This window comes from Paraburkholderia nemoris, from assembly GCF_905221015.1.
GTDB classification, from domain to species: Bacteria; Pseudomonadota; Gammaproteobacteria; order Burkholderiales; family Burkholderiaceae; genus Paraburkholderia; species Paraburkholderia nemoris.
Window position 1 is genome coordinate 117,738 of the sequence record NZ_CAJNBO010000010.1, and the last position, 12,210, is coordinate 129,947.

At 61.5% G+C, this 12,210-nt stretch carries 9 protein-coding genes; 2 read left to right on the plus strand and 7 right to left on the minus strand.

The window, feature by feature from the left end; translation table 11 throughout:
* Window positions 1-7 precede the first annotated feature (7 nt).
* Window positions 8-2,806 (minus strand): bifunctional diguanylate cyclase/phosphodiesterase, encoded by a 2,799-nt coding sequence (locus tag KHO33_RS17285; RefSeq protein ID WP_200565335.1) that lies wholly within the window; start codon window positions 2,804-2,806, stop codon window positions 8-10.
* Complete coding sequence (locus KHO33_RS17290; RefSeq protein ID WP_200565336.1) at window positions 2,803-3,597, minus strand: substrate-binding periplasmic protein; 795 nt, start codon at window positions 3,595-3,597, stop codon at window positions 2,803-2,805. The genes KHO33_RS17285 and KHO33_RS17290 overlap by 4 nt, the downstream gene beginning before the upstream one ends.
* Window positions 3,598-4,024: 427 nt before the next feature.
* On the opposite strand from KHO33_RS17290, the gene KHO33_RS17295 reads away from it, so the two are divergent.
* Entirely contained in the window at window positions 4,025-5,533 is a 1,509-nt protein-coding gene (locus KHO33_RS17295) for an MFS transporter (protein WP_200565431.1), read from the plus strand.
* A gap of 45 nt (window positions 5,534-5,578) precedes the next feature.
* Here the strand turns inward: KHO33_RS17295 and kdgD are convergent, their stop codons facing one another.
* The 3 genes from kdgD to KHO33_RS17310 all read right to left on the minus strand — a co-directional run bounded on the left by kdgD (window position 5,579) and on the right by KHO33_RS17310 (window position 9,308).
* The gene (gene kdgD / locus KHO33_RS17300) at window positions 5,579-6,496 is read right to left on the minus strand and encodes a 5-dehydro-4-deoxyglucarate dehydratase (RefSeq protein WP_200565337.1); all 918 of its coding nucleotides are present in this window, start codon (window positions 6,494-6,496) and stop codon (window positions 5,579-5,581) included.
* 78 nt (window positions 6,497-6,574) lie between these two features.
* On the minus strand, window positions 6,575-7,924 hold the full coding sequence (gene gudD / locus KHO33_RS17305) for a glucarate dehydratase (protein ID WP_200565338.1): 1,350 nt from the start codon (window positions 7,922-7,924) through the stop codon (window positions 6,575-6,577).
* Window positions 7,925-7,976: 52 nt separating this feature from the next.
* On the minus strand, window positions 7,977-9,308 hold the full coding sequence (locus tag KHO33_RS17310) for an MFS transporter (protein ID WP_054035507.1): 1,332 nt from the start codon (window positions 9,306-9,308) through the stop codon (window positions 7,977-7,979).
* A 430-nt stretch (window positions 9,309-9,738) separates the two neighbouring features.
* On the opposite strand from KHO33_RS17310, the gene KHO33_RS17315 reads away from it, so the two are divergent.
* Window positions 9,739-10,449, plus strand: a complete 711-nt coding sequence (locus KHO33_RS17315; RefSeq protein ID WP_054035508.1) for a FadR/GntR family transcriptional regulator — start codon at window positions 9,739-9,741, stop codon at window positions 10,447-10,449.
* An 80-nt stretch (window positions 10,450-10,529) separates the two neighbouring features.
* Here KHO33_RS17315 and KHO33_RS17320 read toward each other — a convergent pair whose 3' ends face one another.
* Complete coding sequence (locus KHO33_RS17320) at window positions 10,530-10,850, minus strand: AtuA-related protein (RefSeq protein WP_200565339.1); 321 nt, start codon at window positions 10,848-10,850, stop codon at window positions 10,530-10,532.
* 1 nt (window position 10,851) lies between these two features.
* Complete coding sequence (locus KHO33_RS17325) at window positions 10,852-12,210, minus strand: acyclic terpene utilization AtuA family protein (protein WP_200565340.1); 1,359 nt, start codon at window positions 12,208-12,210, stop codon at window positions 10,852-10,854.

Genomic DNA, 12,210 nt, shown 5'->3' on the forward strand with positions numbered 1-12,210 from the left:
CGGTTGATCAGCTTACCGTACCCGAACCGACATTCCTCTCGTCGCTCCCCGTCGACCGAACGTCCCTCCGGCTCCGGGTGCTGAACAGGTTCACAAACTGCTCGAAACCCTGAATCGGCAGCGGCTTGCAAAAGAGGAACCCTTGATACGCGTGGCATCCTGCGACTGCCAGGAAGTCTCGTTGCGCTTCAGTTTCGACGCCCTCGGCAATGACACCCAGGTTAAAACTTCGGGCGAGCGCCACGATCGTTCTCGCGATATCGGCGTCGTTGGAATCGACCAGAATGTCGCGCACGAACGACCGGTCAATCTTCAACTGGTCCAACGGCAACCGTTTCAGGTAAGACAGCGAAGAGTAGCCCGTCCCGAAGTCATCCAGCGAAAAAGTCACGCCTCGAGCGCGAAGAGCGGTCATCTTTTCGATAATGTCCTGCACGTTCTCAACGAGAACACTCTCTGTCAGTTCGAGCTTCAACCTGTCCGCCCTCGCCCCAGTCCGGTTGATGACTTCAAGCACACTGTCCACGAAGTCCGGCTCGCGAAATTGCCGGGCACTCACGTTCACAGCCATGGACAGATGCGCCATCGATGGCCGCGTCGCCCATACAGCCAACTGGGTGCATGCGGACGCCAGCACCGTTCGCCCCATCTCCAGAATCAGCCCAGACTCCTCAGCGAGCGGAATAAACTCGCCCGGCGGTATCAAGCCGCGCTCAGGATGCTCCCAGCGCACCAGCGCTTCCGCACCGGTGATGTGATTGCCGTCGACGACCTGCGCCTGATAGTGCAGAACAAACCGGTTCTGCTCGATGGCGTTGCGCAGCCCCACCTCCAGCTCGGCACGCTTGAGCACCGCCGTCTGCATCGCGGGGTCGAAGAAGCACATGGCATTGCGGCCGCGCTCCTTCGATTTATACATGGCGAGATCGGCCTGTTTGAAAAGCTCGTCGGTGGACGTCTGCTCCCCATTGAATACGGTAACCCCGATGCTGGCGGTGCTGCGAAACTGAACGCCATTGAGTTCGTAAGCGTTCCCCAGCACGGCGAGAATTCTTTCTCCCACCGCCACGGTTTCCATGGTCGCATCCGCCAGGTCCAGACTCAGATTGCCCAGCACGACAACGAACTCGTCGCCGCCGACCCGGGCAACCGTGTCTCCCTCATTGACACTACTCGACAGGCGATACGCGACCTGTCGCAGAAGCAGATCGCCCTTGTCGTGCCCAAGCGTATCGTTCAGCGTTTTGAAGTGGTCAAGGTCGATGAACATGAGGGCGGCGCAGACCTTGTTCTGCCGGCTGGCCACCATTGACTGCCTCAACCGATCCAGAAGAAGCGCGCGATTAGGCAGACGCGTCAGCGTGTCATAGAAGGCAAGTTCCCGGATCTTCTCCTCCGACTTCTTGCGCTCGGTGATATCGCGGCCGCTGGTCCGAAAACCAATGAAGTCGCCCCTCTGATTGCTGATCGGCACCCAGGAGACCGACAGCCAAAGGAGCGATCCATCCTTGCGCACGCAACGAAACTCGAGATCGTCGCCGCGAGAACCCTGAAGCCCCTTTTTAAATTCCGGTGCAACGCGCGGGATGTCCTCCGGATGGATGAGCGTGCGGGCGAAATCGGACATCGCCATGCATTCGGCAACCGTATAGCCCGTGTAGTACTCGACCGAGGGATTGATCCAGCGAGGTGTGCCGTCCGGTCCCCACCAGATTTCGAGGTTCACGGTGCAGTCGGCAATGGCGCGAAATTTCTCTTCGTTCTCGCGCAACTCCCGCGTCATCGCCGAGGCGAGGCGCATGGCACGCTCGCGCCCTGTCATCATGAGCCAGGTCAGCAGCGCCAGCAGGAGACTCAGCCCCGTGCCAGTCCCTGCGATTAACACCTCCGCATTACGTCCCATCCGGGATCGAAACTCGTCGGAGGCGCTCATCGACAGCATCCAGTCGTGTCCGTCCACAACCAGATATTCGTTTGCGGAGATGAGCGCGGGCGCATGCCGGTTGTTTGCATCCGAAGTGCGATGCAGCAGTGCTGCCTCCAATGGCTCCACGCCATCGTAGATGGCTAGCGAAATGCCGGGAGGCTGTTCGCCGTAGAGACTGGCCATCACATCGTGCATACGGAACGATGCATAGACCCAACCGACTATGTTCGTCCGACGCTGCGTAACGTTGTCCTGCGGTTTGCCGGCAGCGTAGATCGGCAGATAAAGGATGAAGCCCGGCCGGGGGTCCGCATCCATATCAACCGACAGACGCACCTTTCCCGAGAGAACCGCGAGGCCGGAGTCGCGGGCTTTCTCCAACGCCGAGCGACGCACCGGCTCGTTCCAGGCGTCAAAACCGGGCGAGCTGCGTGCAAGGCCAACAAAGGGCTCGCGCTGAACGATCGGCGCATAGTCCTCGCGCAACCCGTCGGGATGAATCGTGTAGCCTGGAACGCCGCTCTCGCGCATGTCCGCTATATGGGTCGCTCTACGCGCCGCCGGCACCCATTCGACCACCCCCACGGCGTGGACCCCGGAAAAGTTCGCGTCAAGATTGAGCGCGCTCACGTAGCGCCGGAACCTGCCGCGATCGAACTCTCCGTTCGCGGCAAACATGCTCTGCACGCCCCGCAGCATCAGCTCGTAGGTCGCCATCCGCTGTTCGATGCGGCCTACCGCATCACTCAGCGTGTAATCGAACTGCGTCTGAAACTCTTTGCGCGTCGCCTGCCGTTCGTGATCCCACACTGTCCACGTCACGCCAAGCGACGCGGATAACACCAGCAACGGCAGCAGGACCGAGCGCAGCCGGCTCACGGTGACGCCTTGAAGTTGACCATGGCGTCGGCCAGTTCCGGCCTGAAGTACTTTTCGAAGATACGGCGCACCGTTCCGTCAGCACGCATTTCATCGACCAGCGCCCGCCACTTCTCCCGCTCGGAGGCCGGCAGCGCTTTCTTCGACATGATCAGACCGTGCGGCACCGAGGGATCGTTAAACTCAACGATCGTCGTCACGTCGCGGATCTTTTTCTCATCCAGCGCGGGGTAATCGAAGGGCTCGATAATCATGCCCTGAATCTGTCGGAGAACCAGCGCCTGATAGAGCGGTTCGAGCCCGCCCGCGAGGCTTACCCGGTTTTCCGCCGTCAGTCTGTCGACCAGTTCGTTGGCCGAGGTGCTGTAGCGGAAACTGCGGATCACGCCGAGTTGCGCGCGTTTATTGTTTTCGAAGTCCGCGACGTTCTGGATGCCGGCATCCTTGCGCACGAGCAGATAGTATTTATTGCTGAAGTACCACGCAAACGAAGCATATTGATTGCGTTCGTCATTCGCGATTCCAGAAAGACTGAAGTCGAGTGCGCCTGACTCGATCAGTTTCCAGATACGCGCGCGCGACATCAGACTGACCCTGATCTTGCAACCGCTACGCCGGATCAGCTCGTCGGCAAAGTCCTTGTCGATACCGCTATCGGTATCGAGCGAATAGAGCAGCCCGTGGTCGTGCAATCCCAGCGTAAACGGCCGGGAACAAGCCGGTCCGCCTGCGAACGCATTGCTGATGAAACACCCTGCAAACAGCACCCCGGTAAGCCAGCTTCGAATCACAACGCCTCCGTAGCGGAACGACGCCCAGTTAAATTCTTATCAGTGATCACAATCTGACGGCCTGTTCAGACAGGCTTTTTTTAAATATCTGACTTTTATCACACATTTCGGGAAGTTTTCCCGCTCCAACGCGTCGCCGATGTGCTGCGAGCCTGCAAGATTTTCTTTGGCAAGGCTTCCGTACGCATTGTCGACACTCTGCTGTCGTTCTTGAAGGCCTCTTGCGGAATTCTTGTCGTCGCGAATAGTTTCATGTAAGGGAAAACCCGTATAATCGCCAGGCGAGAGGTCAGACAACTATAGGACACAATAGTGGTCGAGACCTGGCCGCGCCCTGCCGCGCAGCGCCTACCCTGACAAGCCCTTCTTTCCCAGCCCCGTGAATCCGACTGCGACTGCCCTGCCTTTCCGAAACGCCCTCTTCGCGATGCTCGGCATCGGCCTCGTCAACATGCTGGTCGCACTCGACCAGACCGTCGTCAGCACCGCGTTGCCCTCGATTGTCGCCGAACTGCATGGCTTCGAGTACTACGCGTGGATTGCCAGCGCGTACCTGTTGGCGTCGGTGGTGACGGTCCCCGTGTTCGGCCGGCTCGGCGACTATTTCGGCCGCAAGCGTTTCGTGATCGCCGCGGTCATCACGTTCACGGTGGCCTCGGTGCTCTGCGGCGTGGCGAACGACATGCTGTTCCTCGTCATCGCGCGCGGTCTGCAAGGCGTCGGCGGCGGGATGATGGTGGGCACGGCGTTCGCGTCGATCCCGGATCTTTTCCCCGATCCGCGCGCACGGGTGCGCTGGCAAGTGGTGATGGCGGCCGCCTACGGAATCGGCACCGCGGCGGGTCCGTCGCTCGGTGGCTGGATGAGCGAGCATTGGGGCTGGCGCTCCACCTTCCTGATCAACCTGCCGGTCGGCGCCGCGGCGCTCTATTTCATCTGGGCGCATCTGCCCAATTTCCGGCGTCCGCACGAGGGCGAGGTCAAGATCGACTGGCTCGGCGCGGCGCTGGTCGCCGCCGTGTTGGGCGGCTTGCAGGCTTTTATCGAAGCGGTGCCGAAACACGGTCTGACACCCGGCAACCTGGCGCTGGCGGCTTTCGTGATCGTGGGCGCGATTGCGTTGCTGGTGTGCGAGAAACGCGCCACGCATCCGATCATTCCGCTCGACCTCTTCAAGGACGCGCAACTCGTCACGCTCTTCGTACTCGGCTTCCTGTCCGGCTTCGTGATGTTCTCGCTGATCTTCTTCGCGCCGCTGCTGTTGCAAGGCGGTTTTGGACTGTCGCCGCAACAGGCCGGCCTGCTCGCTACGCCAATTGCCGCCTGTATCGCACTCGGCAGTCTCCTGAATACGCGCATCGTCATTCATCTGAAGAAACCCACGCGAATTCTGTCGATCGGCTTCGCGCTGCTGCTGTTCGCATCAATCGCATTGGCGTTTGCCAATCCTGAGACGCCGCACGTGTGGATCGAATTGCCGATGGCGGCCGTCGGCATCGGCCTGGGTTTCATCCTGAACAATCTGAATGTGTTCGGCCAGGAGATTGCCGGACGTGAACGCTTCGGCATCACGACCGCACTGCTGCAGTCCACGCGGATGGTGGGCGGGATGCTTGGCACCAGCATTGTGGCAACCGTCGTGCAGCACCACTACCGCAACGTCGTCACGCGAACGATGAGCGTGCTCGGCGAGCCGGCCGTTTCGCAGTGGCAGCCGCGTTTTGTCGATCTACGTATCCTGATCGATGAAGCAGTGCGCGCGAAACTGATTGCGGATATGAAGACGTCGGGGCTCAATACGCTGGCGTTGATCGACACGGCACGCGATGCACTGGTGCAGTCGATTCATATCGGCGTGTGGCTGACGGCGGTGGCGGCACTTGCGGCCGCCTTGCTCGTGCAACGCATCTCGCACGTTGTGTTCCGCCGGAGTTGAGGGCGGCGAAACCGCCCTCACTGCTTGTGCCGCTTATTGCCCCACTTACTGCGCACCGAGCTTCTTGATCAGGGCATCGAGTTGCGCCATTTCTTCTTCGGTCAGATCGGTCAGCGGCGCCCGCACCGGACCCGCGCCGTGGCCGACCAGCTTCGCGCCGGCCTTCACGATACTCACCGCATAACCCTGACGACGGTTGCGGATCGCCAGATACGGCAGGAAGAACTCGTCGATCAGCTTGCCGACGGTCGCGTGATCATCCGCCGCAATCGCGCGATAGAAATCCATCGCCGTCTTCGGAATGAAGTTGAACACAGCCGACGAATACACCGGCACGCCCATCGCCTTATAAGCCGCGGCGTAGATTTCCGCGGTCGGCAGGCCGCCGAGATACGAGAAACGGTCGCCGAGGCGGCGGCGAATCGTCACCATCGCCTCGATTTCACCCACGCCGTCCTTGAAGCCGATCAGGTTCGGGCAACTGTCCGCGAGACGTTCGAGCATGTCCGCATTCAGTTTCGAATTCGCGCGGTTATAAACGATCACGCCGATGTTCTTCACGGCCTTGCAGACCTGCTCGACGTGCGTGGCAATCCCTTCCTGCGATGCCTCGGTCAGATAGTGCGGCATCAGCAGCACGCCGCTCGCGCCGAGGCGCTCGGCTTCCTGTGCGTAATCGATCGCCACGCGCGTCGGACCACCCGCGCCGGCGAGAATCGGCACCTTGCCTCTGCAGGTTTCAGTCGCCGTACGAACCACGTTCGTGTAATCGCTTTTGGTCAGCGAGAAAAATTCGCCCGTGCCGCCGGCGGCAAACAGCGCGGTCGCGCCATAGGGCGCGAGCCATTCGAGGCGCGCAGCATAGGTATCGGCGCGGAAATCGCCTTGTTCGTCGAAGTCGGTCACCGGAAAGGACAGCAGGCCTTCAGAAACGATCGCTTTGAGTTCTTGGGGTGAGGTCATAGCGTGAATAGCGTGACAGCTTGAATAGTGGGTAAAAGCGGGCGGCCACACGAAGCGCCGCTCAGATCATGAAGAAACTCAGCGCACCAGACACGGGCGCTTGTTATCGAACTTCCAGTTCGGAATCAGGTACTGCATGGCCACGCCGTCGTCGCGCGCGCCGAGGCCATGTTGCAGATACAGCGCGTGCGCCTTCTCGATCTCGTCCATATCCAGCTCGACACCGAGGCCGGCAGCCTGAGGCACCTTGACCTTGCCGCCGACGATCTGCAGCGGCTCGCGCGTCAGGCGCTGACCGTCCTGCCAGATCCAGTGCGTGTCGATCGCCGTGATCTTGCCGGGCGCCGCTGCCGCGACATGCGTGAACATCGCAAGCGAAATGTCGAAGTGATTGTTCGAATGCGAGCCCCAGGTGAGCCCCCACTCGTTGCACATTTGCGCCACGCGCACCGAGCCCTGCATGGTCCAGAAATGCGGATCGGCAAGCGGAATATCCACGGACTGCAACTGGATCGCGTGACCCATCTGACGCCAGTCGGTCGCGATCATGTTGGTCGCCGTCGGCAAACCGGTCGCACGGCGGAATTCGGCCATCACTTCGCGGCCCGAGTAGCCGTTTTCCGCGCCGCACGGATCTTCCGCGTAAGCCAGCACGTCGTGTTGATCGCGGCACAGGCGCACCGCTTCCGCGAGCGACCATGCGCCGTTCGGGTCGAGCGTGACGCGGGCATTGGGGAAGCGTTCAGCGAGCGCCGTCACCGCTTCGATTTCGGCGTCGCCCGTCAGCACACCCCCCTTGAGCTTGAAATCGTTGAAGCCATAGCGCGCTTGTGCTGCCTCGGCAAGCCGCACCACCGCTTCGGGTGTCATGGCTTCTTCGGTACGCAGGCGCTCCCAGTCGTCGCGCCCTTCCGCGCCACTGTCATAGGGCAGATCGGTTTTCTTGCGGTCGCCGATATAGAACAGATAACCGAGCATCTCCACTTCGTCGCGTTGCTGGCCTTCGCCGAGCAGTGCCGCGACAGGGACGTCCAGATGCTGGCCGAGCAGATCGAGCAGCGCGGCTTCGAGTGCGGTCACTGCGTGAATGGTGGTGCGCAGATCGAAAGTCTGCAGGCCGCGGCCGCCGGCGTCGCGGTCGGCGAACTGCGTGCGCGCCTTGTTCAGGATCGCTTGTAGATTGCCGATCGACTGACCGACAACCAGCGGACGCGCGTCGTCGATCGTCTTGCGGATGCTCTCGCCGCCCGGCACTTCGCCGACGCCGGTGTGTCCCGCGCTGTCGCGCAGAATGACGATATTGCGCGTGAAGAACGGGCCATGCGCGCCGCTCAGATTCATCAGCATGCTGTCACGGCCGGCGACGGGCACGACGCGCAGCTCGGTCACGATCGGCGTGGCGTTCGATTGGGATGAGTTCGTGGACATGATAGTGGGACCAGGTAAGTGAATGAGCCGACTGGCGGCGGTCGATCGAAATTCAATGCGCTTTGCTATGAAGCGGCTCAGCCAACGCGTCGCGGTTCACACGGCGATTGCGGGTCAGGAAGCCGGCCGCCGCCGCGATCAGCGAAGCCACGCCCAAGGCGTACAGACCACCAGTGATCGAGCCGGTGTGCTGCTGCAGATAACCGAACGCAGCCGGTGCGAAGAAGCCGCCGAGGTTGCCGACCGAATTGATCAGCGCGATGACGGCGGCGGCCACGCGTGCGTCCAGATAACCCTGCGGAATCGGCCAGAAGAGCGAAGACGCGGCCTTGAAACCGATCGCTGAGAAGCAGATTGCCACAAACGACAGCACCGGATTACCCGACGTCGAAGCGAACAGCCCGCACGCCGCGATGACGAGCGCCACCGCCAGCCACGCTTGCTGAAAACGCCATTTCGCGGACAACACCGCGAAGCAGTACATCGCGACCATGGCGATGAGCCAGGGAATGGTATTGAACATGCCGACTTCGAAGTCCGAGAGTCCGCCCATCTTGCGGATGATCGTCGGCAGCCAGAAGGTGGCCGCGTAAATGGTCAATTGAATCGCGAAGTACAGGAAGCAGAACAGCAGGATCTGCGGGTCCTTCAGCAATTTCATGGCCGGCAGATGCGCGCCGCCTTGCGCCACGCGCTCGGCCTGCTCCGCCGCGATCGAGCTTTCGAGAACGGTCTGCTCCTCCGCCGTCAGCCAGGAGGCATCGCGAATGCGCGACTTCAGCAGCAGCCAGCTCACACCGCACAGCAGGATCGAGAAGCCGCCCTCGATGAGAAACATCCATTGCCAGCCGTGCAGGCCAAGACCGCGAATCGACAACAGACTGCCTGTGATCGGACCGGACAGCACCGACGCAAGCGCGGAGCCCGACAGAAAAACCGCCACGGCCTTGCCGCGCTCTTTCTGCGGCAGCCATTGGGTGAAGTAAAACACCACGCCCGGAAAGAAGCCCGCTTCAGCGATGCCGAGCAGGAATCGCAGCACGTAAAAGGACGTATCGTTCCAGACGAACGCCATGGCCGCCGCGACCAGTCCCCAGGTGCCCATGATGCGGGTCAGCCAGGCGCGCGCGCCGTACTTCTGCATCAACACGTTCGACGGCACCTCGAACAACGCATAGCCGACAAAGAACAACCCGCTCCCGAGGCCATAGGCGGCAGCGCCGATGCCGAGGTCCGTCTGCATGTGGGAATTGACGAAGCCGATGTTCACGCGATCGATGTAGTTCGCGATGAACATGATCAGGAAAAGCGGCAGCACGTGCCGCTTGACCTTCGAGACCGCGGACTCGAGCGGGTCAGCGGCGGCGGTGAGAGCAGATGTCAAGGTTGTCTCCAGTTCCGGTCACTCCGGCGGCCAGATCGAACGCACCCCGGCATATTCGAGCAGGCCGGGTGATTCGGTCTCAAAATGCGTGATACGTTGTCTGACGACAGTCTACCGCGTTCCAATCACCGAATCCAATGGGGTGTTTACCCTGCCATTCAAGCTATGTATGCCGGGGTGCAGCCACCGCAGCACCACCACAACCATTGACATCGTAGAATCGAATTAAGACGTCTGATGACATGATAAAAGGTTGACGGCTGTGCCGGCTAGGTCCGGTCAACGAGTCATTGCCGCCGGCATCGAGAGCACGAGATTCAAATCGGCATCTTTCGGACAGACGCTATGATGGCTATGTCGAGGCGACGCGCGACGTCACTCGCCCACGCAACCTGTGAATTTCCAGCCGATTAGTCAATAAGCAACAGCGATGAGCAGCCTAACTGAGAAGGTGGTGGCCACCCTTTCCGATGAAATCCGCCGCGGCAGCCTGCGGCCCGGAGACCGTATCCCGACTGAAGTCGCGATGATGAAGCAGCTCTCGGTGAGCCGCTCCGTGGTCCGCGAGGCCATCTCGCGCCTGCAGGCGGCCAAAGTGGTCGAGACGCGTCACGGCATCGGCACGTTCGTTCTGGAGCCGGCCACGGAACAGTCCATGCAGCTGCCCGCCGCCGACCTCTCCAGCATGCTGGACGTCATGGCGATCATCGAATTCCGCATCGACGTCGAAGCGGCCTCGGCCGCGCTCGCGGCAGCGCGACGCACCGAGCAGAATCTCAAGCAGATTCGCGCCGCACTGGAGCGCTTCGAGTCCGAACTCGAACGGGGAAGCACCGACACGTTGGCGCACGACATCGAATTTCATCTGCAGATCGCGCGCGCCAGCGGCAACCGCTACTTCTTCGACGTGCTCAGTCAACTCGGCCGCGCGGTGAGCCCGCGAACGCGGCTCGGCACCGCCGAGATCGCGGAACTCGACCATATCGAGATCCTGCGCAACGTGCTCAGCGAGCATCAGATGATCTACCGGGCCATCGAACGCCAGGACGCGGATGATGCGCGCGCCGCGATGCGCATGCATCTGAGCAATAGCCGCGAGAGACTTCGGCGCGCGCACGAGTTGAGCAAGGCGAGCGGCTGAGCCGGATAACCGGCGAGCTCTCTCTTCGCTTCACGCTTCGGGCTGCCTGACGGCACCAGCTAACCAGGACAAGAAGCCGGCTAAGGGACCGCAGCCGGATCCTCAACCTCCAGCCCCATCAACGCCGAACTCAACGATTTGCCGTGCGCGTCGAGCGCAAGCGAGCGCGTCACGCCTCCGCCAAGCGCATGGCCGAGTACGAAGTTAAATGCGGCGATGCCAGGCAGTTCGTAGCGCACGACTTCGCCACGTACAACGTCGTTCAAATGCGCCTTGACCCGCTCCGGTGTCAACACCGCCCGCAGATGCTCATAGTGTTTCGCGTCATAACAGATGACGGAGATATTCAGCGTATTGCCCTTGTCGCCGGTCCGCGAATGAGCAAGCTCACGTAGTTTCATATCACGCCTCCACCAGCGAGAATGCCGGCTTGACATGCTCGCGCGGCAACAATACCGATTGCACCGCGACGACTTCGCGCGCTGACTTGGTCACGCCGCCACCGCCCGCCGGGCCGTTCGTGTAAAGCGTCTCTACCTCGTTGCCGATCTTCACTGCTTGCGCCAGCGATTCAGTGCGCCCCGCGACCCGTACTCGCACTTCATAAGGCTCGGCGTGACCTGCAGCCAACGTGTCGCCATGCAGAGCGTTCACACCGATCAGATCGAAGCGTAATTCACGCGTTTCGACGCCCGTCAGGGCAAGCCTTTCCCGCACGATATCGAGTGCAAGCCGGGCACGCGCCAGCGCGCCGGGACCGCCGTACGAAATCTGCCCTTCGCCGATATAGCCGTCGAAGTAAGCGACCGACACCTTCAACGTATCGGTACGCGGCGCGCCGCGCCCGCCGCTCACACGAATGCGATCCGGCGCTTCCTGCGCAACACGCACCTGCGTGAAATCGGCGACCACGTCCGGTTGCAGATAACGCTGCGGATCGTGAATCTCGTACAGCAGTTGCTCTTTGCAGGTTGCCTCGCTTACCCGGCCACCGGCCTGCGGGAGCTTGGTGATGACCACCGTGCCATCTGCCGCGACTTCGGCGATGGGAAAGCCGAGCCTCGCGAGATTGGGCACGTCCTTGAAACCTGGATCGGCAAAATACCCGCCGGTGATTTGTCCCGCGCATTCGAGCAGATGGCCGGTCACGGTCGCCTGGCCAAGGGTCTGCCAGTCGTCCATCTGCCAGCCGAATTCGTGGATCAATGGCGCGACGAACAACGACGGATCGGCGACACGTCCAGTCAGGACAATTTGCGCGCCGGCCGCAAGCGCCTCGACAATCGCCGCCGCGCCAAGGTAGGCATTCGCGGATACGAGTCGATCACGGTACGAAGCAACACTTTCCCCGGACTCCTCGAAACGGAAATTGCCCTGCCGCACGACGTCGAGTACATCGTCGCCGGTGACGGCGGCAATCTTCACATCGCCGAGACCGAGCGCGCGCGCGACCTCGGCAGTCTTTCGCGCCGCCGCAAGCGGATTGGCGGCGCCCATGTTCGAAATGATCCGCACGCCGTTGCGAATCGCTGCGGGAAGCACGGCCGCCATGCGCGTTTCGAGCAACGGGTCGTAGCCCAGTTCCGGGTCTTTGCTGCGCGCCTGCTGCGCGATCGCAATGGTGCGTTCGGCGAGGCACTCGAACACGAGGTAGTCGAGCGCGCCGTGTTCCGCCAGTTCGACCGCGGGTTCAATACGGTCGCCGGAATACCCCGCGCCCGCGCCGATTCGGACCGGCTGCCTACGTGGATTAGCTGTCAT

What these genes read in the sequence shown, in the direction of transcription:
- KHO33_RS17295 (WP_200565431.1), top strand. Translation starts at nt 4,025, where the DNA reads ATGCTCGGCATCGGCCTCGTCAACATGCTGGTCGCACTCGACCAGACC.
- kdgD (WP_200565337.1), bottom strand. Translation starts at nt 6,496, where the DNA reads ATGACCTCACCCCAAGAACTCAAAGCGATCGTTTCTGAAGGCCTGCTG.
- gudD (WP_200565338.1), bottom strand. Translation starts at nt 7,924, where the DNA reads ATGTCCACGAACTCATCCCAATCGAACGCCACGCCGATCGTGACCGAG.
- KHO33_RS17315 (WP_054035508.1), top strand. Translation starts at nt 9,739, where the DNA reads ATGAGCAGCCTAACTGAGAAGGTGGTGGCCACCCTTTCCGATGAAATC.
- KHO33_RS17320 (WP_200565339.1), bottom strand. Translation starts at nt 10,850, where the DNA reads ATGAAACTACGTGAGCTTGCTCATTCGCGGACCGGCGACAAGGGCAAT.
- KHO33_RS17325 (WP_200565340.1), bottom strand. Translation starts at nt 12,210, where the DNA reads ATGACAGCTAATCCACGTAGGCAGCCGGTCCGAATCGGCGCGGGCGCG.